The organism is Hoyosella rhizosphaerae (assembly GCF_014643175.1).
GTDB classification, from domain to species: domain Bacteria; phylum Actinomycetota; class Actinomycetes; order Mycobacteriales; family Mycobacteriaceae; genus Lolliginicoccus; species Lolliginicoccus rhizosphaerae.
In genome coordinates this window covers 1,198,695-1,218,719 of record NZ_BMJH01000001.1, presented here as the reverse complement: position 1 = coordinate 1,218,719, position 20,025 = coordinate 1,198,695, and the positions used below count along the sequence as shown (strand labels likewise).

Genomic DNA, 20,025 nt, shown 5'->3' with positions numbered 1-20,025 from the left:
AACGCTGATTAGCGTGCTTCGTCGACGCGGCAGAACTGTTATTGCTAGCCCAAACATTTGGCACTGGCCTGAACTTTATGAAGTAGAAAATCGGGCTCAAGATGTCGACGGCGCAATTTTTGCTGCGTTGCGAGAGATCACGCCGTGGTCGGGACGTGTGGTCGTCGATGTCGGTTGCGGATCTGGTTATCATCTTCCTGTCTTTGCGGAAGCCGCATCGTCGGTCATCGGGGTCGAACCGCATCCACCGCTGGTAAGTCTCGCCCAGCAACGGGTGAAGCACCTCAGCCACGTCTCGGTGCTCGAAGGACGTGCGGACAAGCTTCCGCTTGCCAGCAACTCAGTCGATGTGGTGCATGCGCGTACCGCATACTTTTTTGGGCGTGGCTGTGAACCTGGGATCAACGAAGCCCTACGCGTTCTCAGAAGCAACGGGATTCTTGTGATCGTGGACCTTGATGCCACAGCCCATCCATACGGGCAATGGATGCGTGAGGATCTCCCGCACTACAATCCCGGTGCTGTCGAGGCCTTCTTCGCCGAGCAGGGGTTCTCGTTACGGCGGGTCGACACTACGTGGCGTTTTAACACCCGTCAGGACCTTAACGAGGTCATCGGGATTGAGTTCAGCCCTCGCGTGGCGTTGCGGGCGGAGCGTGAAACTGTAGGTCTGAGCCTTTCGGTTCGTTATCGGATCCACACCATTCAAAAAACGCTGGTCCACCCCCATCGTGCGGGGGTGGACCAGCGCTAGGTCAGAACCGGTGTGTCTACCGGAGCCCTTTTCGTGCTTGGCGACGCAATTGCATGATTCGAACTCCACCGATGGTTGCCGTGAGCAGCACCCCGAGGATTGCCGCACCAAGTAGGGCGACGCCTAGTGGCATTTCCCATTCCCAGAACAGCACAAATATGGTTTGAGTTTCGAGGTTCTGCAGGATGAAGACCAGCAGGGCGATCAGGAGCAATGCGCCGATGATCAGTGCCATCCACCATGCGCCTGCGCGAGTGTGGGGGAGTTCAGCCTTAGCGTGCTTCTTCGCCTTGGTTGGGGTTTTTGATGGCGCCGATGAAGTGGAATCAAACGCCGAAGCATCCTTCGACGGCGCAGGTTGGGGTGCCGATCCTGTCACTGGTGAGCCTGTCGCGGGCGAATCTGACAGTGGGATCTGTGACCCAGTATCGGATGAGACGGGTATTTTTTCTGGGCCGCTTGGCGACGGGTCTGATGATTTGGGAGACATAACTTGATCATCGCTGATTTTGGTGTTGCGCGCACGGATTCTCCTTCACACGTGATCCGTGGGACACTAGAAAAATCATGACGATCAATGTTCCACTAGTATTTTCCGCACCGAGCCGAGGAAAGCCACCTCGGCATTTTGCTGACCTTGATGAAGCTGAGCGCAAAGCAGCCGTCGCCGAGCTTGGGTTGCCAGCATTTCGGGCTGACCAAATTGCCCGGCACTACTACGGGCGTCTCGATGCTGATCCTCACCAAATGACCGATCTTCCCGCTGCGGCACGCAGTGCTGTCGCTGAGGCGTTGTTTCCGCCGCTGATGGAAACTGTGCGTCACCTCGAATGCGATGGTGGCGACACTCAGAAGACTCTGTGGAAAGCGCACGATGGGACTCTCTTGGAGAGTGTCCTGATGCGGTACCGCGATCGTGCGACTGTGTGTATTTCCAGCCAGGCTGGTTGCGGAATGGCGTGCCCTTTCTGTGCCACTGGTCAGGCTGGGTTGACGCGTAACCTCTCCACGGCAGAGATCGTTGACCAGGTTCGCGCGGCAGCGGCCACAATGCGTGACGGTGCACTTGGTGGAACGCCCGGACGGTTGTCGAATGTGGTGTTCATGGGCATGGGAGAGCCGCTGGCTAACTACAAACGTGTGGTAGCGGCGGTTAGGCGTATCACTGATCCTTCACCGAATGGTTTAGGGCTGTCACAACGCAACGTGACTGTATCTACGGTGGGTCTTGCGCCTGCGATCCGCAAACTGGCTGATGAGAAGCTGAACGTCACTCTCGCGGTGTCGTTGCATACTCCCGATGATGAGCTTCGCGACACTCTCGTTCCGGTGAACAACCGGTGGTCGGTGAGCGAAGTGCTGCAAGCTGCCCGGTACTACGCGGACACTTCTGGGCGGCGGGTGTCAATTGAATACGCCCTAATTCGGGACATTAATGACCAGCCTTGGCGTGCTGATTTGCTCGGTAAGAAGCTGCATAAAGCGCTGGGGCAGTTTGTGCACGTCAATGTCATTCCGCTGAATCCAACGCCGGGAAGCAAATGGGACGCGAGCCCGAAGCCTGCTGAGCGTGAGTTTGTTCGCCGGGTTCAGGCGCAGGGGGTGCCTTGTACTGTGCGTGATACGCGCGGGCAGGAGATTGCAGCTGCTTGTGGCCAGTTGGCCGCAGAGGGCTGAGCACAGAAGGTTAAGCACAGAAGGTTTTCTTGACCATTGAGATAAGCCCACCGCGTCATTGAGAGCGGTGGGCTTTTCTTTTCGGTGCGTTCGTTCTTTAGGACTGGGTCTTGCGCACTCGGTTCGCGGACCTAGCTAGTCGTTATCTGCGTTTTGAGCGACGTGAGTCCATACCGTATTTCACCAAGAGACCGGCGATTACGACACCGGTTCCGATGACCCACAGGTTTTCGGTCTGTCCTTGGTGGGTGCCGATGAGGTAGGCGAAAAGCATGATGGTGAATACCCAGCCAACGATCTGAAATGTGACTGGTGATTCTCCGTGCCAACCCCATCCGACTGAAGGTTCTTCAGCTGGGTGATGCTTGGATCGTGCGATTGCGCGCTCGAGTCCGGGGTCGATGTCTGTGTTGGCCACCGTGTTTCCTCCTGCTCGCCTGAACTTCTACGCGTTGCGGACGTACTCCGCTTTCGCGCAGTTCACTGATCCTATGTTGACACATGGCTGCAGCAGTGGCGCCGTTGGGGGAGGTTATAGCGTCGTTGCAACACGCTGTGTTGGTCCTCGCTGCCGTCGGTGACGGGCGATCGGACACAATGTTGTGGTGACTTCTCCGACGCGTGTGTTGCTTCTCGGGTGTACTGGTTCGATTGGAACGCAGGCGCTCGATGTGATTTCGGCGAACCCCGATAAGTTCGAGGTGGTGGGTTTGGCTGCGGGTGGTGGCAATGTTTCGCTGCTCCAGGAGCAGATTCGCGCAACCGGTGTGTCGGCACAGTGTGTTGCGATTGCGGATGTTGCTGCTGCGGAGCGACTTGGCCTAGACGGGGTGTTGTCCGGGCCGGATGCTGCGACGAAGCTTGTGGAATCGGTGGAAGCCGATGTGGTGTTGAATGCGTTGGTTGGTTCGTTGGGTTTGCGGCCAACATTGGCGGCACTTGAGTCTGGTGCGACGCTAGCGCTAGCGAATAAGGAGTCATTGGTTGCGGGCGGCTCGCTGGTGCAACGGGCATCGAAACCAGGGCAAATTGTTCCGGTGGATTCGGAGCATTCAGCGCTGGCGCAATGTTTGCGTTCGGGGACGATGATCGAGGTGGACCGGTTTGTGCTGACGGCCTCCGGCGGTCCGTTTAGAGGGTGGTCGGCGCCTCAGTTGGAGTCGGTTACACCGGAGCAGGCTGGCGCGCACCCGACGTGGTCGATGGGGCCGATGAACACTTTGAATTCGGCGACGTTGGTGAATAAGGGCCTTGAACTGATTGAGACGCACCTGTTGTTCGGTGTTCCGTACGACCAGATCGATGTGGTGGTGCACCCGCAGTCGATTGTGCATTCGATGGTGACGTTTAAGGACGGTTCGACGATTGCGCAGGCAAGCCCTCCGAATATGAGGTTGCCGATTGCGTTGGCGCTGGGGTGGCCGGATCGAATCGCCGGTGCTGCGCCGCGGCTTGATTTTGCTTCGGCGACTTCGTGGGGTTTTGAACCTCTTGACGATGATGTGTTTCCTGCCGTGCGACTGGCGCGTGAGGCGGGTGTGGCGGGTGGGTGCTCCACGGCGGTGTATAACGCGGCAAACGAAGAGGCTGCTGCGGCGTTCCTCACTGGGAGTCTGCGTTTCCCCCAAATCGTCCGTATCGTAGAGGCGGTGCTTGCAGCAGGTGATGAGTGGACTGCGCAACCCACAATCGTGGACGATGTTCTCGCCGCCGAAGGGTGGGCGCGTGCTCGTGCCCGTGCGCTAATCACTCAGGAGGATTGACCCCACTTATGATGTTCACCTTTGGTGTGATCCTTTTTGCGCTCGGGATCGGGCTGTCGATTGCACTTCACGAGTACGGGCATTTTTTGACGGCAAAATCCTTTGGGATGAAGGTGCGCCGGTACTTCATTGGTTTTGGTCCGACGGTGTTCTCTTGGCGGCGGACAGAAACCGAGTACGGCCTTAAGGCGATTCCTGCGGGTGGCTTTTGCGACATTGCGGGGATGACGGCTCTGGATGAGCTTGAACCTGACGAGCACGATCGGGCGATGTATAAGCAGTCCACGTGGAAGCGCCTTGTGGTGATGCTGGGCGGCCCGATGGGCAACTTTGTGTTCTGTTTCGTTCTTGTGGTTGTGCTTGCCGTTGGATGGGGTTTGCCCAACTTGATGTTGTCGTCCAGTGCGGTAGTGGGGCAGACGACGTGTGTGGCTCCGTCGCAAGCCGCTCCCGCAGTGAACGAAGAGGGCAATCTCGTACCCGGAGAATTGGCGGAGTGCACTGGGGTTGGTCCGGCGGAAGCTGCAGGTGTGCAGGCCGACGACATCATCACAGCTGTCAATGGTGAGAAGGTCGAGAACTTCGGCGACCTGGTTCGTTTGGTTCAGCCAGAGACATCGCGTGTGGTGCTGACGGTGGAACGCGGCGAGGAAGTTTTGACCATCCCGGTCGGTGTGGAACGTGTACAGCGCTACGTGGTGCAAGAGGGTCAGGGGCCTGATGAAGCCCGAGAAGCAACCGTGGGTGCAATTGGTGTGGGGGTGGGTCGTGTGCCCGACCCTGTTCAATACGGACTCATTGGTGCCATCCCAGCGTCAGCGTCTTTCATGGGCGACTTCGTAATTGTTACCTGGGATGCAATGCTGCGAATCCCGGAGCGGATGCCCGCAGTGGTGCGTTCGATTATTGGTGAGGACCGCGACCCTGACACTCCGATTAGCGTGGTAGGTGCTAGTCGCATCGGTGGTGAGGTTGCGGAACGCGGCTTGTGGGAAGTGTTCATTCTGCTGTTAGCAGGTCTGAACTTGTTCATTGGCCTGTTTAACCTTCTGCCGCTGCTGCCACTCGATGGTGGGCATATTGCTGTGACGATCTATGAGTCCATTCGCAATCGCATTCGTCGGCTGCTGGGTCGACCGAACGGTCCACCGGTGGACTACACCAAGTTGCTGCCGATTACGTTCACCGTGATCCTGATTGGCGGTGCGGTTATGCTGTTGACTATCACCGCCGACATTGTTAACCCCATCCGATTGTTCTAGTCGGGTTCTAACCCACACCGCGTTGAGCGGCGTTGGGTACAGGTGAAGGAAGGTTTGTTGTGACTGGCACGAGTTCGGCTGAGTCAGGAAAAGTTGTCGGTCTTGGAATGCCCGCTGGTCCGGTGGATGTCCTTGCTCCACGGCGGCAGACACGCCAGTTGATGGTGGGATCGGTTGGTGTGGGTAGTGACCATCCAATTTCGGTCCAGTCAATGTGCACCACTAAAACTCATGATGTGAATGCGACGTTGCAGCAGATCGCCGAACTGACTGCTTCGGGGTGTGACATTGTTCGTGTTGCTTGCCCGCGTCAGGAAGATGCGGATGCGTTGGCGACTATTGCGCGGAAGAGTCAGATTCCTGTCATTGCTGATATTCATTTCCAGCCGCGGTATATCTTCTCCGCAATTGACGCTGGCTGTGCGGCTGTGCGGGTGAACCCAGGCAACATCAAGGAATTTGATGGCCGGGTCAAAGAGGTCGCGAAAGCCGCGGGCGACGCCCGGATCCCCATTCGTATCGGTGTTAATGCAGGCTCGTTGGATCCTCGCATTCTCGCTAAGTATGGAAAAGCTACCCCAGAGGCGCTTGTTGAATCAGCGCTGTGGGAGGCCAGTCTTTTTGAGGAGCACGGCTTTGGGGACATCAAAATTTCGGTGAAGCACAACGATCCCGTCGTGATGGTGCGAGCGTATGAATTGCTTGCGGAGCAGTGTGACTACCCCTTGCACCTTGGTGTGACGGAGGCGGGCCCGGCGTTTCAGGGAACGATCAAATCTGCTGTGGCGTTTGGTGCGTTGTTGTCACGCGGTATTGGTGACACGATTCGGGTATCGCTGTCGGCCCCGCCCGCCGAGGAAATTAAGGTGGGTAATCAGATTTTGCAGTCTCTGAACTTGCGTCCACGCAAGTTGGAGATTGTTTCGTGCCCATCATGCGGTCGAGCTCAGGTTGATGTGTACACCCTTGCGGATGAAGTTACTGCGGGCCTTGAGGGCATGGATATCCCGCTCCGTGTCGCTGTTATGGGATGCGTTGTCAATGGTCCGGGTGAGGCCAGAGAGGCAGACCTTGGTGTGGCGTCCGGCAACGGCAAAGGCCAGATTTTCGTCAAAGGCAAAGTGATCAAGACGGTTCCGGAAGCCCAGATCGTCGAAACGCTCATCGAAGAAGCGATGCGTATCGCTGAGGAGATGGGCGAGCAGGAGAGCAGCGGTTCGGGTGGTTCTCCGGTCGTTACCGTCACCTAGCAATAATGAACACGCTGTTATCTCTAGGCTGTTACGAAAGTATTTCGTTAAATCCGTGAGATGAAGGTCAATGCGGTACCACTTTGACCCCAAGACGTGGCAATCTTGTGGTGTGTTGAAGTTGTTGGGTGCCCGTCCGCTGGGGTTGCGTGATACCCCTGCGGTACTGAGAGCGCTCGATGATGACCCCATAGCGTCGTGCATGGTGGCTGCGCGCATCGAAGAGTTCGGTGTGGACTCGCGTTTTCTTCGCGGCGAGTTGTGGAGCCGCGGAAAGCCACGTGAGTCGTTGTGTTTTTCTGGGGTGAACCTCATGCCCCTGCGCGGCGACGAAACAGATATGCGCTTTTTTGCTGACAGAGCATGCCGCAGTCCGCGCATGTGTTCCTCACTTGTTGGTCGCGCCGAACTTGTATTGCCGCTGTGGGAACAGTTAGAAAGCGAATGGGGTTCGCCGAGGGAGATTCGTGATGAGCAACCGATGCTGGCTCTCGTCGATGGCCTCAAGTGTGAGCCCGACTTGTCCACGCGCAAGGTGACCATTGACGAGCTTGAGCCTTACCTTGAGGCGGCTGTCAGCATGTTCATTGAGGAAGTGGGAATCGACCCACGGTCCCATGACGGCGGCCGCTCGTACCGCTACCGTGTACAACACCTAATCGAATCTGGTCGCGCTTGGGCGCGGTTTGACGGCGACACGGTGGCATTTAAGGCAGAAGTTGGTTCGATGTCGCACAGCGTGGGGCAAATTCATGGTGTGTGGGTTAATCCCATGTACCGTGGCCTTGGCCTAGGCGCTTCCGGGACTGCAACTGTCGCGGGGGCGATTGCCCAGTCCGGTCGAGTGGCTAGTTTGTACGTCAATAGCTATAACCAGGCCGCCCGGACGATGTACGCGAAGGTTGGGTTTCAGCAGGTCGCTACGTTTGCGACGATTTTGGTTGATTAAGTTTTTCGCGCATTGGTGGTGCGCCTATTACCCTCGAACGTATGTCTACCCGCACTGCGTTGTCCGCCGGAACCGTGTCGCCGATCAGGGAAGTCCCGTCGGCTATCCCACGGCCGGAATATGCCTGGAAGAAAACGGCCAAAGAAGGCAACGAGCCGTGGGTGCAAACACCTGAGACGATCGAGGCAATGCGGGTGGCTGGCCGGATCGCAGCGGACGCGATCGTGGAAGCGGGAAAGCACGTTGCGCCGGGTGTGACCACTGACAAACTTGATGCGGTAGTGCATGAGTACTTGTGTGACCACAACGCCTACCCGTCGACGTTGGGTTATCGGGGGTTTCCGAAGTCATGCTGCACCTCCCTTAATGAGGTGATTTGCCACGGCATTCCAGACTCGACCGTCATGGAGGACGGTGACATCGTCAAGGTTGATGTCACCGCGTATATCGGTGATGTTCATGGCGACACGTGCGTGACGTTTCCTGTCGGCAACGTCAGCGAGGAGCATCGGCTTCTGGTTGAGCGGACCAAGTCGGCGTTGGATCGGGCTATCAAGGCAGTGAAACCGGGCCGCCAACTTAATGTTGTGGGCCGGGTGATTGAGTCGTACGCCAACCGGTATGGGTATGGCACCGTGCGAGCGTTCACAGGGCACGGGGTGGGTCCCACATTCCACAACGGCCTTGTTGTGTTGCACTATGACGACCCGAGCGTTGACACGGTTATCGAACCGGGTATGACCTTCACAATCGAACCGATGATCAACCTTGGCGGCATCGACTATGACATTTGGAACGACGGCTGGACTGTTGTCACCAAGGACAAGAGTTGGTCGGCGCAGTTTGAGCATTCGCTTGTGGTGACGGAGACTGGCGCCGAAGTTTTGACTTTGCCGTCCTCGTGACGCCATCGCTGCGGGGTGCGGTGCTTATTGCCGGAACAACCTCGGATGCGGGCAAGAGCTTTATCACTGCTGGTGTGTGTCGTGTGCTGGCGCGCCGCGGTGTGTCGGTGGCGCCTTTTAAGGCGCAGAACATGTCCAACAATTCGTTCGTGACGCTCGATGGTGGCGAGATTGGCCGTGCGCAAGCGTTGCAGGCTCGCGCGTGTGGAGTTGCGCCGAGCATCCGGTTTAACCCGATTTTGCTAAAGCCGGGTTCGGATCGCCGGTCGCAGTTAGTTATTCATGGCCATGCTCAGGGTCACCTCGCGGCGGGGGACTATCTGACACATCGGGCTCATCTTCGGGCCGTTGCGGCGGAATCGCTCGCGCGACTGCGCACGGAGTTTGACGTTGTGGTGTGCGAGGGCGCGGGTTCGCCGGCGGAGATCAACCTCCGCGCCTCAGACGTCGCAAACATGGGGTTAGCTGAGGCTGCGGACCTGCCCGTCGTCGTCGTGGGCGACATCGACCGCGGCGGAGTACTAGCCCACTTTTTTGGCACCCTAGCTGTGCTTGACCCAGCTGATCAGCGGCGCATTGCTGGATTTGTGGTCAACAAGTTTCGCGGTGACCCAGCATTGTTGCGGCCGGGGCTTGACGATATTTCGTCGCGAACTGGCCGCCCAGTTCTTGGCACTGTGCCATTTTTGTCAGGTCTATGGATTGATGCCGAAGATTCTTTGGCGAGTTCTGTTGGTCGGGTAGTCGGTGTTCCGCGTAGCCCGCGTGGCACTGATTGGTTGACCGTTGCGGCTGTGCGACTTCCGCGCGTATCCAATGCCACCGACGTTGAGGCCTTGGCGTGCGAACCTGGCGTTGTGGTGCGTTGGGTCGATGATCCTGGTTCGATTTCCGACGCAGATCTCGTGGTTGTGCCTGGGAGTAAGGCGACGGTGTCGGACTTGGCCTGGATGCGGGACAGGGGCCTCGCTGATGCCTTGGTGGCGCGTGCCCGGCGGGGCAGGCCGGTGTTAGGGATCTGTGGGGGTTATCAGATGCTGGGGCATCGGATTGTCGACGACGTGGAATCCGGCTCGGGCGTCGTCGAGGGCCTGGGGGTATTTGACCTTGACATTCGGTTTGCCGCGGACAAGGTTCTGGCTCAGTCGTCGGGAACGGGTGCGGCGGTCGCGCCAGGGGTGGACGTTCGTGGGTTTGAGATTCACCACGGCCGTGTGGAGCGCACTGGTGATGCGCCCCTGCTCAGTACCGGTGAAGGCAGCGAGGGAAGCGTACGCGGCGCAACTTTTGGCACCCACTGGCATGGCTTGTTGGAAAACGATGAGTTCAGGCGATCGTTTCTAACGTCGATCGCCACGTTAGCTGGCCGCGATGGCTTTGTTCCCGATGCTAGTACGTGTTTTGAGCGTGAACGTGACGCCCAGCTGGACTTGATCGCGGACGCGATCGAATCCCACCTTGACATGGATGCGCTGGAGCGAATCATCAATGGCCCGACACAGTCCCTACCTACGGTGACGTCACGCTTGAACTGGTAGAAGTTCCACCAGTTTGAATGCCTCCAGGGCGGCTTGTTCGGCAATGCGGCGGTCAGTAGGGACTAGGCCGATGCGGGTGCGCCGATCCAGTAGGTCGTCGATGGTGAGGGCACCCTCGTGGGTGATTCCAAAGATCATCTCGGCCATAGTCGTTGGGATCGTTTCGCTAATCGGTGTGTGTAAGGCTGGGTCTTGCGATGCGGTCCCCAGCACGGGGTTGTTGAGCACGAGGTTCGCTTCGCGACCGTATCGACGCACAAGTCTCGCTGGCGCATTAAGCCCCCGAAGTGTGCGGCGGGGCGCGGCACCGAGGAGCGGCAGATTAGCGGTGAGGCAGGGGCCAGCGTCGAGATGCGCATACTTAACTGCGTGATCGATGGCGTCGGCGGCCATAGTGCGATAGGTGGTGAGTTTCCCGCCAACAACCGTGATGACCCCGTTGCGCGAGGTAATCACTGCATGTCTGCGGGACAGGTCCGCGGTGTGGCCGTCAGAATCGAGCAAGGGCCTCAGCCCGGCGAATGCACCGACGACATCGGAGCGTGTGAGCGGTTGCTCTATCACCCTATTCATTGTGCTGAGTAGAAAGTCGATTTCAGTTTCGGCAGGTAGTGGAATATCGGGGACGTCACCGTGTGTGGGTTCATCAGTGAGGCCGATGTACGTCAGCCCGTCAGGCTGGGGTAGCGCGAAAACAAACCTGTTTGTCTCGCCGGGAACGGGGACGGTAAGTGCCGCCGTGGGGTTTCCGAGCGTGTGGGAACGCACAACTATGTGGGTGCCACGTGAGGGCTTAAGTCGTACTTCGGGTACGAGGTTGGACGCCCACACTCCCGTCGCGTTGATGACTGTGCGGGCAGATATATGCAGCGTTTCACCTGTGCGAGTGTCGGTGACGGTAGCGCCCTCACCCGTGATCGCTGTGGCTTTTGTATGGGTGAGAATGCGCGCGTTCAGAGCTGCTGCGGTGCGTGCCAGTCCAATGACGAGTCGCGCGTCGTCTTCGAGTTGGCCGTCCCACGCGAGGAGCCCCCCTCGAAGTGCTTGTTGGCGGAGTGCTGGGGCCAACGACGCGGTGCGGTGTGCAGAGATGAACCGCGGCGATGGCAGCACTGAGGTAGGTGTGTGGGCAGTGCGTCGTAGTACGTCACCGGCGATGAAACCAATGCCTGCCAGTGAGGACTGCATAGCGGTGACGGGTGGTGCGAGGGGGAGCAGCATCGGCACGGGTCTGGTGAGGTGCGGCGCCGTACGAGACATGAGTATGCCGCGTTCAACCGCGCTTTCGTAGGCCACATCGAACTGGGCCTTAGCAAGGTAGCGCAGTCCGCCGTGTACGAGCTTCGAACTCCACCGAGAGGTTCCCCATGCCATGTCGTGGGCATCGATGGCGACGACGGACAGCCCTCGTGCAGCTGCATCGAGCGCGGCTCCGGCGCCTGTGACTCCGAGCCCGACGACGAGAACATCCACGGTGTTGGTGGAAGCGAAGTTGAGGTCAGCTTCGCGACGTTGTGCGTTGAGGGCGATGTTGAGAGATGTCATGGCCGCAGATATCGGATGAGCAGTTCTCGCTGCTCCACGATGAGGTCATCGAGGCTGACCGGTTTGGTCATGATTCGGCTTGAGAGCAGCCACGATTGTGCGGCGAGCACGATGGTATGGGCGATGGATGTCGGGTCGCCGGGCCTGATCGTGCCGAGCTGTTGACCAGTGCGAATGGCGTGTTCAACGGCGGCGATGGCGGTGTTTTGCGTGCGTCCACGTCGTCCGATGATGTAGGGCAGCAAGAGTTCTGGATCCACGTCAATGACCTTGGTGAACAGGTCGTTTGTGCGCAGCGACTCGAGGATATCGAGGAAAGTGTCGCTGAGCCCTTCGGGGGTGAGGCGTTCCTCGAGGACGGCCCTGTCGGCGGTAATGAGGTCACGTAAACCTTGCAGGCCTGTCCATTCGCGGGTCATGACATCGCCCATGAGTCGGCCCATGTCGTCCCATTTGCGGTAGATGGACATACGTGAAACTCCGGCCCGGCGGGCGACGTCGGTGAGCGTGGTGCGTTTCCACCCAACGGCGATGACACACGCGCGTGCGGCGTCGAGCACAGCATTTTCATCAATGGTGTTGTGACGTTCAGTCGCCATGTGTAACACTGTAACACATGGCTGATGTGATGCACTGGGCCCGCTGGGGCAATCCCACCCACATGACAAACATTCCTGCGTCCGCGTGGCAATTGATCGAACTTGCCTTCGGTGAAACGCGTGAAACACCGGCAGTCGACAAGAGCACACTCGCTGTGCCGCCGATTTCTCTCACCGACGCAGCAATGGTCTCGCTTAGGCAGATCGTCGGCAGCGACAACGTCACTACTGATAATGACTCACGGATAAGCCACACAAGGGGCAAATCGACCACAGATCTTATTAAAATTCGGACAGGCGACCTCACTGACGCCCCAGACGCAGTCGTGAGACCCCGCGACACCGACGACGTAGCCGCCATCCTTGCGGTGTGCGCTGAACACACCATCGCCGTCGTGCCATACGGCGGCGGTACCTCCGTCGTCGGCGGGCTTGCGGCACAGAGCGACGGCTACACCGGGGTGGTCGCCCTCGATCTCACGCACCTCAACACTTTTGCAGTCGACCACGAATCCAGGCTCGCGACCCTGGGCGCAGGACTGCTCGCTCCACAAGCCGAGAAACTCCTCAACGAGCACGGCTACACGCTCGGACACTTTCCGCAATCCTTCGAGTACGCCAGTATCGGCGGGTTCGCAGCCACCAGATCGAGCGGGCAGGCATCAAGCGGATATGGTCGCTTCGACAGCATGGTCAAGGCACTCACCGTCGTAACCCCAATGGGAGTGCTCAGACTCGACGCGGCACCCGCATCGGCGGCCGGGCCAGATCTACGGCAGCTCATTCTCGGCTCCGAAGGCGCCTTCGGGATCATCACAGACGTCACCATTGCTGTGCGACCGCAACCGGCGCAACGAATCTACGAAACGTGGAGATTCGCCACCTTTGCCGACGGCACACGCGCGATGCGGAAACTCACCCAAGATGGCCTCAACCCGACGGTATTCCGACTATCGGACGAGGCCGAAACAGCAATCAACCTGGCCAAACCCGGAAGTATCGGCGCGGACAACCCAGGCGGCTGCCTCATGGTTGCCGGGTACGAAGGCACGCCCGAACGGGTCTCGCGCCTTCACGATGACGTCACCGCCGCGCTTGAAGAATCCGGCGGAACCAGCCTCGGAGCCGAAGACGGTGAACACTGGGCAAAAGGGCGGTACGACGGCCCGTACCTACGTGACGCGCTGCTTGACCACGGCATACTTACTGAAACCCTCGAAACTGCCACGTTCTGGTCCCGTCTCCACACCACCTACGTTGCAGTGAAAGAGGCGATCGAAGCGGCACTCGCGCCATACGGCAACGCGGTAATAGTGATGTGCCACATTTCGCATGTCTACGAATCCGGTGCTTCCCTCTACTTCACCGTCGTTACCAAACAACACGAAGACGGAATCGAGCAGTGGTCCGCAGCGAAAAAAGCGGCATCAGATGCGATGATTGCAACCGGTGCAACTATCACTCATCACCACGCTATTGGGCGCGACCACAAGCCGTGGTTTGCGCAGGAAATCGGAGACATTGGCGTGTCCGTGCTCCGCGCTGTAAAGCAACGTATTGATCCAACAGGAATCCTCAACCCTGGAGTGCTCATCCCGTGACTACCTCGCGTTCGTTCCACTTTCTAGTGAATCCACGTTCCGGCGGGGGAGCGGCAGTCAAAGCTGTCTCGCCCGTTGTTAATCGACTTCGTAAAGCGGGCGCGGCGGTAACGGTCACCTACAGCACAGGAAAGCAACGCTGTCGCGACATGATTCCCGAATCTGTGGGACGTGGGGAAACCATCGTTGCGGTCGGTGGTGACGGAATGGTCGGATCGCTCGCGGGTGTCACAGCCCGGGCCGGGGGTGTGCTCGGCATCGTGCCAACCGGGCGGGGCAATGACTTCGCTCGTCAACTTGGGTTGCCCAAAGATCCCGATGCCGTTGCCGACACCCTGCTCAATGGTGCTCAGCAACGAGTCGACCTCATCGACGTCACAGGGCCTGATTCGCAGACTCACACTGTCGTGGGCAGTGTGTACGCCGGGGTGGATTCGTATGCGTCCACGATAGTAGATACGGCGCATTGGCTTCCTCGGAAGCTGCAATACCCGTACGCGGCCCTCAAAGCGCTCGCCGAGTTTGAACCCACCACTTACAAGGTGACTGTCGATGGCGAAAAATTCCTGTTCAAAGGATGCACCGTCGTGATTGCGAATTCGGGCTATTACGGAAGCGGCATGCATATCGCGCCCGATGCTGACCCGTGCGACGGCAAACTTGACGTCGTCATGGTCGCAGCTGCATCGAGATTGAAGCTCATTAGGGAACTCCCCAAGTTGTATCAGGGCAAGCACACCGGAGTGTCCGGCGTTGAGATTGCGCGGGGCGTAGAGGTCACCGTCGCCATCAAAGGTGGTCGCGTCGTTGATGCCTATGGCGACGGTGATCCTCTTGCTTCCCTGCCAGTGGCGGCCCGGGTCAAGCCGGGGGCGCTCACGGTACTTGTGCCGCGGTAGTTGTTGCCAGGCTAGACGGCGGTGCGTCTGAAGATTGCCGTAGTTGCCAGCGTGCTAACGGCGACAACTCCAATCAGGCCGCCAATCAGGAGGACCTCCAACGGTGCTTCGCTCACAGCATTGCGAATTGGCTCCCACCAGCCGAACTGCAAAACGCCAATTGCGATGACACCGATGACGACGATGAGTCCAAGCACCGCAGCCCATACCCCGGCTGCTCCCCATCGCAAAAAGATGGCACCGGTGAGGAACCCGACAGTCGCTGCGCTGGTGAGGAACAGTAGCAAGGCCAGCCAGGCGATGAGCGTGGAGACCGGAACCTCTGGGATGACGCGGAAGAATGACATTTCCACGCCCCACCCGTTTGTGAGATGTTCAACCGACGCCAGCCCCGCCATGATCACGGTGATTGCGGCCGTCATTATCGAGTAAAAGGTCAGCGTTGCAGTGAGGAAGACCCGACGTGTGACGCCGAAACTCAGCGCGTAGGGCGCCATTTGAGTAATCGCCAGAATTGCCGTGACATAGATAAAGATGTAGATGACCACCTGTGGGGTTGCTGTGGTCGTGTTGGTGTCATTGCCGACTACGATGCTCGCGGCCAGTATCACCGCGAAGATGGCACCGATGATGGGAACCATCCACAACAGCGACGAAAGCGTCGCGGTGTGCAGTCTCATGACCGGTCCGATGCGTGTTTGGGGAGCTGCGATGGTCATTGCTGCGTCCTTCCGGTGGTGCTGATGACGAGTTGCTGGAGCGATACCGGTTCGATAGTTATGCCGAGTTCGCGGGCGCGGCGCTGGTTGGCGTCGGTGAAGGGGAGTTCGACAGTGATGCGCGACTGGTTGCCGAGAGTCTCGCGTTCAAAGACGCTTGTTGTTCCGTCGGCGTGAATGAAGGTTTCAACGTCGGCGGTTGTGCCCGATACGACGCACGCGCGGGATCGGAGGTTGTCGGCTGTGTCGTCGAGAAGAATTGCGCCTTTATCGATGAGGACGACATGTTCGATCAGGTTGCTGACTTCGTCAATCAGATGGGTCGACAGGATGACGGTGCGCGGGTGGGCGGCGTAGTCGGCGAGCAAGCGGTCGTAAAACATGTGACGCGAGACGGCGTCGAGGCCGAGATACGGTTCGTCGAAGAATGTCAGGGGGGCGCGGGATGCCAGGCCGACTGTCACGCCGAGTGCGGAAAGCATGCCCCGCGATAGCTTTTTCACTTTCCGCTTGTGTGGAAGGTCAAAATCGTTCGCGAGTTCGCGTGCAAAATCGTCGTCCCAATTCGGGTGCAGGTTCCGCCCGGTGGTGAGGACGTGTTCCACTGTGTAGTCCTCGGGATACTTTTGGCTTTCGCGAATGAAACTGATGTTTGACATGACGTCGACGTTTTCGTGAGGGCGTTGACCAAGAATGGTGACGTCCCCGGACGTCTGGAACTCTTGCCCAGTCATGATTCGCATGAGAGTGGTTTTTCCGGCGCCGTTCCGGCCGAGGAGGCCGTGAATCGTGTTGGCTTTGAGGTCAAAACTGACGTCGCTAAGTGCCTGCACGGAGCGGAACTTCTTCGATATATTTCGGCAGCTGGCGACGATCTGATGAGTTTCATTGTTGGTCATGGCGTTCCTCGCGTTGCTGGATCAAGATTTGTAGGTCCGAAGCCGTGATGCCGAGTTTTCTTGCTTCGGCGATAAGTGGGTCGATGTAGTTCTCTGCGAATTGTTCGCGGCGGCGGCTTTTGATTGTGTTGCGCGCTCCGGGGGAGACGAACATTCCAATCCCGCGCTTTTTGTAGAGGACGCCGCCGGTGACAAGGTGGTTGATTCCTTTAGCGGCTGTCGCGGGGTTGATGCGGTGAAAGGTAGCCAATTCGTTTGTGGATGGCGCTTTAGCTTCTTCTTGCAGTGAACCGTCGATGATGGAGGATTCGATCAGTTCTGCAATCTGCAGGAAAAGAGGTTTGCCGTCGTCCATTGCTCCCTCCTTGGATGAGAGAGGCGAATAGCCCAGCCGGTTGGTTCATTACTCATGTAGTTAACCGTATAACCAAACCGGATCTTTCGCAAGCATGTGACGAAGGGCTCTGACTAGGCGAAAATCACACTGTGCCGCACGCCCCACTGTGAAATTTGAGTGAGATCGCACAAGTGCGCAGGTAGTCGCGCGAATTCTCGCGTAGCGTTCTACCCATGGAGACCGTTCTCGAAACCGTGGGAGACACCAAGTACCAGTTGCGGTGCGGAGGTGACGCACGCAATACAGCAGCGCTAATCGTTACATCGGCCGACGAGCCTGCCGAGCACTACGACGCGCTCTGCACCAAACTTCACAACTCAGGGCTTCGCACCATCACCCTGACTGTTGGACAACACACCACACACGCAGACATCCTTGAACTCATAGACAAGGCAAAAGCCGCGTGGGTGCACGTCGCCGGAATAGGCACGGCTACGACAATCGCCTGGGAGTTCGCCGCCCACAACTTTGACCGCACAGCAAGCCTCACCATTTACGGTGGCGGGCATCCTGCCGCGGTCGTCGGCCAAGACGCCGCACAGGACAGCTCATGCCCCCCAGTTGAGGTCGGCACCACAATTGTTGCCACTAACGCCCGCGAGTTGGCGCACGCCAAAGCGAGTGGACAGTACGTGCGTGGCGACCTCAGAATCGTCACCACCATGGTGGAGAATTCGGCCTCCGACGACCATCTCGCCATCCTTGCCACCGAAATTGTCTTGCGCTCCAACCCATGGTGAAGCCGGGAGTTACAGCCGCACCCTCAGTAGGGCGTTCTCCACTACCTCAGTGAGCGCGGGGTGGATCCAGTATTGGCCCCGTGCAAGGTCCGCAGCTGGCACCGCAAACGACATGGCCTGCACAATGGGTTGGAGCAAAGTTGTGGCCTGTGCGCCCACAATATGGGCGCCGACAATGAGTCCGGAGCTGCGTTCAACGATGACCTTGCAGAACCCGACCGGGTCGGCCAAAGCCCACCCATACGCAACTTCCTTATAGTCGACCGTAGATTCAACGACGTCGAGCCCGAGTTCTTGCGCCTGCGCACTCGTCAGCCCGACAGTTGCGATCTGGGGTGAGGTGAATACGCCAGACGGAATCGCGTCGTGGCGGGCAGCCTTGAGGTTTTGCGGGTTAAGCAGGTTGTGCTGCACCACCCGGGCTTCGTGATTGGCGACATGCTTCAGTTGCCAGTGAGACGAAATGTCCCCAAGCGCCCACACGCCTTGAGCTGAAGTGCGCTGGTACTCGTCGACAATGACCCGCCCACCCTCATCAATCTCAATTGACGTGTTGTGCAACCCGAGGCCGGGAGTGTTCGGGTTGCGGCCCGCCGCCACGAGAATCGAATCGCACTCGACAGCGGAACCGTCGGAGAGAACAACACGCGCCCCGTCTGACGTGGCGACGATGTCGATGACGGTGGTGTTCAGTCGCACATCCCATTGCTCGACGGCACACTGGGTGAACTGTTGCGACACAGCGACATCATGGCGTCGGAGCAGTGCATCGGCGCGGGCGACTACAGTCACCTCAACACCCAGCGACGAAAAGACATGCGCGAACTCAGCGGAGATAAATCCACTACCAATGATGACCATCCGTTGCGGGAGTTGCTCTATCCGCATGATGTCATCTGAGGTATGCAAAACCACTGATCCATCCATCACCGCCGGTAACTGGCTGAGATGGTCTGGAATATGCGCGTGCCCACCAGCGGCGATGACAATCTGATCCGCAGAAATGCGTTGTTCGGCAACGGCAGCGGGACTATTCGCCTCGTCACCCGCGTCGATTAGCTCAAGGACGTGGTCTGACACGAAGTGGGCGTGGGACTTAAAAACAGTGACGTTGTCGTTGTCGCGCCGGAACTGTTCGGCTGCAGCAACATTGCCGTCGATACGGCCGAAAATGCGCGACACGATGCCGCGCCAATCAACTCCATTGAGTTGGGCCGACAAATTGAATCGCTCAGCACCGAGCACGTGCTGTGCCGCATCTGCGCTTCCTACAAACATTTTTGTCGGTATACAACCCACGTTTAAGCAGGTACCGCCAAACTTATCCGCCTCGATGATCGCGACCTTCTTGTCAGCGAACTTCCGGTTGATGATCATGTTTCCAGACCCTGCACCGATAATCGCGATGTCGAACTGCTCCACGTGCTGCTCCTGAATTTGGGCGTACCGACTGAGGATTGCGCTAAGGGGTATGGGGGTTCGCGCTACCGGATAGGGGTTTGGTTACCGACCAGTGTGCTCGGTTCTAGCCACTTGAGGAACCCGTCGAGTTCTCCTAGTGCTTCCGAGAGTGCGGGTTCGAGTGACAGAAACACATCATGCCGTGCCCCTGCTATTGGCACTACTTGGATTCGGTTGCCGACACAACCGGACCACTGCGCTATTTGCTTCACGTCGAGAACGCAGTCGGCGTTGTCAATCTCCGGGCGGTAATGCGGAGCGAACCAAGTCTTGTCGGAGCGCAGGATCAACGACGGAACGCCCACGTCAAGTCCGCGGTGCAATTGCAAGTGCCCGCGTCGCACAGCGCGCAACCACCCGAACCTCGCGGGGTAGCCGCCGTGTGGTTTCCACTCCGTGTTGTATTCCCACGTGCCATGCCGGTCGATATGAATGCTTGAACCGTAGCCATCGAACTTCGCATCCTGGGCGATGCGCAACGGTTGCACACGCCCCACCGCATCAATTGCTGCTGTACCGATGTTGCGTAACCACCATGAACCTTGCAGGTCAAACCACGGACTGTTGAGCACCGAGCCGACAATCCCGTGAGATTGCGTACCGCCTTCGTCCTTGTTAAGCCGGTCCAACCACAACGGGAGGATCAGCCCACCTGTCGAATGGGCGGACACCACAATACGATTTGCTGCTTCCGGAGCTACGTGGTCACGAATGATCGACAAAGCTGCATTCAGTTCTTCGTCGTAAAAAGCGAGATCAGTCACAAAATGCGGCGTTAACCCCGGACGCTGTGAACGTCCGCACTTGCGGAGATCGAGGGCGAAAAATTGGTATCCGCGGGCAGCGAATGCGTGGGCGAGATGCCGCTGAAAGAAGTAGTCGGAATACCCGTGGACATACAGCGCGGCGCTATGAGGTGCGGGAACTTCGTCGCTTGGCGGGTCGTATCGCACCAGGGTTGCGACAATATCGCCCTCGTTGTCTGGGTCAGTCCCGAGGTCGATTGTGGTCTGCTGGTAGCCGTCACCTAAGACATCGGCGCTCCATGTGGTCACGAAATCACCTTA

At 58.3% G+C, this 20,025-nt stretch carries 20 protein-coding genes; 11 read left to right on the top strand and 9 right to left on the bottom strand.

Annotated elements, in window-relative coordinates:
• Positions 1-13: 13 nt before the first annotated feature.
• Positions 14-754: a class I SAM-dependent methyltransferase gene (locus IEW73_RS05695; RefSeq protein ID WP_188671472.1), complete on the top strand. Its 741-nt coding sequence runs from the start codon at positions 14-16 to the stop codon at positions 752-754.
• Between the two features lie 16 nt (positions 755-770).
• On the opposite strand, the gene IEW73_RS05690 is transcribed toward IEW73_RS05695, so the two are convergent.
• Complete coding sequence (locus IEW73_RS05690) at positions 771-1,244, bottom strand: LapA family protein (RefSeq protein ID WP_188671470.1); 474 nt, start codon at positions 1,242-1,244, stop codon at positions 771-773.
• A gap of 77 nt (positions 1,245-1,321) precedes the next feature.
• Here IEW73_RS05690 and rlmN point away from each other — a divergent pair, with 77 nt between their 5' ends.
• Positions 1,322-2,431: a dual-specificity RNA methyltransferase RlmN gene (rlmN, locus tag IEW73_RS05685; RefSeq protein ID WP_188671468.1), complete on the top strand. Its 1,110-nt coding sequence runs from the start codon at positions 1,322-1,324 to the stop codon at positions 2,429-2,431.
• A 142-nt stretch (positions 2,432-2,573) separates the two neighbouring features.
• Here the strand turns inward: rlmN and IEW73_RS05680 are convergent, their stop codons facing one another.
• A complete protein-coding gene (locus IEW73_RS05680; protein ID WP_188671466.1) occupies positions 2,574-2,849 on the bottom strand; it encodes a DUF2631 domain-containing protein in 276 nt (91 codons plus the stop codon).
• 205 nt (positions 2,850-3,054) lie between these two features.
• Between IEW73_RS05680 and dxr the strand changes: the two genes are divergently transcribed.
• The 6 genes from dxr (at position 3,055) to IEW73_RS05650 (ending at position 10,098) form a co-directional block, all read left to right on the top strand.
• The gene (gene dxr / locus IEW73_RS05675; RefSeq protein ID WP_188673002.1) at positions 3,055-4,194 is read left to right on the top strand and encodes a 1-deoxy-D-xylulose-5-phosphate reductoisomerase; all 1,140 of its coding nucleotides are present in this window, start codon (positions 3,055-3,057) and stop codon (positions 4,192-4,194) included.
• Between the two features lie 8 nt (positions 4,195-4,202).
• Positions 4,203-5,456 (top strand): M50 family metallopeptidase, encoded by a 1,254-nt coding sequence (locus tag IEW73_RS05670; RefSeq protein ID WP_188671464.1) that lies wholly within the window; start codon positions 4,203-4,205, stop codon positions 5,454-5,456.
• A gap of 107 nt (positions 5,457-5,563) precedes the next feature.
• Complete coding sequence (ispG, locus tag IEW73_RS05665; protein ID WP_188672999.1) at positions 5,564-6,706, top strand: flavodoxin-dependent (E)-4-hydroxy-3-methylbut-2-enyl-diphosphate synthase; 1,143 nt, start codon at positions 5,564-5,566, stop codon at positions 6,704-6,706.
• A 112-nt stretch (positions 6,707-6,818) separates the two neighbouring features.
• Positions 6,819-7,655: a GNAT family N-acetyltransferase gene (locus tag IEW73_RS05660; RefSeq protein WP_188671462.1), complete on the top strand. Its 837-nt coding sequence runs from the start codon at positions 6,819-6,821 to the stop codon at positions 7,653-7,655.
• 41 nt (positions 7,656-7,696) lie between these two features.
• Positions 7,697-8,560 carry a type I methionyl aminopeptidase gene (map, locus tag IEW73_RS05655; protein ID WP_188671460.1) on the top strand — a complete coding sequence of 288 codons (864 nt, stop codon included), beginning with the start codon at positions 7,697-7,699 and terminating at the stop codon, positions 8,558-8,560.
• Between the two features lie 8 nt (positions 8,561-8,568).
• Positions 8,569-10,098, top strand: a complete 1,530-nt coding sequence (locus IEW73_RS05650) for a cobyric acid synthase (protein ID WP_188672996.1) — start codon at positions 8,569-8,571, stop codon at positions 10,096-10,098.
• Here IEW73_RS05650 and IEW73_RS05645 read toward each other — a convergent pair.
• Both IEW73_RS05645 and IEW73_RS05640 read right to left on the bottom strand, forming a co-directional pair.
• A complete protein-coding gene (locus tag IEW73_RS05645; RefSeq protein WP_188671458.1) occupies positions 10,081-11,643 on the bottom strand; it encodes a glycerol-3-phosphate dehydrogenase/oxidase in 1,563 nt (520 codons plus the stop codon). The two genes, IEW73_RS05650 and IEW73_RS05645, sit on opposite strands and share 18 nt — an antisense overlap.
• The gene (locus IEW73_RS05640) at positions 11,640-12,242 is read right to left on the bottom strand and encodes a TetR/AcrR family transcriptional regulator (protein ID WP_188671456.1); all 603 of its coding nucleotides are present in this window, start codon (positions 12,240-12,242) and stop codon (positions 11,640-11,642) included. Before IEW73_RS05640 ends, IEW73_RS05645 begins: the two co-directional genes overlap by 4 nt.
• 17 nt (positions 12,243-12,259) lie before the next feature.
• Between IEW73_RS05640 and IEW73_RS05635 the strand changes: the two genes are divergently transcribed.
• Both IEW73_RS05635 and IEW73_RS05630 read left to right on the top strand, forming a co-directional pair.
• A complete protein-coding gene (locus IEW73_RS05635) occupies positions 12,260-13,843 on the top strand; it encodes an FAD-binding oxidoreductase (protein WP_188671454.1) in 1,584 nt (527 codons plus the stop codon).
• On the top strand, positions 13,840-14,742 hold the full coding sequence (locus tag IEW73_RS05630; protein ID WP_188671452.1) for a diacylglycerol/lipid kinase family protein: 903 nt from the start codon (positions 13,840-13,842) through the stop codon (positions 14,740-14,742). Before IEW73_RS05635 ends, IEW73_RS05630 begins: the two co-directional genes overlap by 4 nt.
• A gap of 11 nt (positions 14,743-14,753) precedes the next feature.
• Here the strand turns inward: IEW73_RS05630 and IEW73_RS05625 are convergent, their stop codons facing one another.
• From IEW73_RS05625 to IEW73_RS05615, 3 genes are read right to left on the bottom strand one after another with little or no spacing between them, the layout of a single operon-like run.
• The gene (locus IEW73_RS05625; RefSeq protein ID WP_188671450.1) at positions 14,754-15,461 is read right to left on the bottom strand and encodes a hypothetical protein; all 708 of its coding nucleotides are present in this window, start codon (positions 15,459-15,461) and stop codon (positions 14,754-14,756) included.
• A complete protein-coding gene (locus IEW73_RS05620; RefSeq protein WP_188671448.1) occupies positions 15,458-16,360 on the bottom strand; it encodes an ABC transporter ATP-binding protein in 903 nt (300 codons plus the stop codon). The genes IEW73_RS05625 and IEW73_RS05620 overlap by 4 nt, the downstream gene beginning before the upstream one ends.
• On the bottom strand, positions 16,347-16,715 hold the full coding sequence (locus tag IEW73_RS05615; RefSeq protein ID WP_188671445.1) for a GntR family transcriptional regulator: 369 nt from the start codon (positions 16,713-16,715) through the stop codon (positions 16,347-16,349). Before IEW73_RS05615 ends, IEW73_RS05620 begins: the two co-directional genes overlap by 14 nt.
• A gap of 215 nt (positions 16,716-16,930) precedes the next feature.
• Here IEW73_RS05615 and IEW73_RS05610 point away from each other — a divergent pair, with 215 nt between their 5' ends.
• Positions 16,931-17,497 carry a hypothetical protein gene (locus IEW73_RS05610; RefSeq protein WP_188671443.1) on the top strand — a complete coding sequence of 189 codons (567 nt, stop codon included), beginning with the start codon at positions 16,931-16,933 and terminating at the stop codon, positions 17,495-17,497.
• Positions 17,498-17,506: 9 nt separating this feature from the next.
• Here IEW73_RS05610 and IEW73_RS05605 read toward each other — a convergent pair whose 3' ends face one another.
• Both IEW73_RS05605 and IEW73_RS05600 read right to left on the bottom strand, forming a co-directional pair.
• On the bottom strand, positions 17,507-18,919 hold the full coding sequence (locus IEW73_RS05605) for a mycothione reductase (RefSeq protein ID WP_188671441.1): 1,413 nt from the start codon (positions 18,917-18,919) through the stop codon (positions 17,507-17,509).
• A 62-nt stretch (positions 18,920-18,981) separates the two neighbouring features.
• Positions 18,982-20,013, bottom strand: coding sequence for an alpha/beta hydrolase (locus IEW73_RS05600; protein ID WP_188671439.1), 1,032 nt, complete (start codon positions 20,011-20,013; stop codon positions 18,982-18,984).
• Between the last annotated feature and the right edge of the window lie 12 nt (positions 20,014-20,025).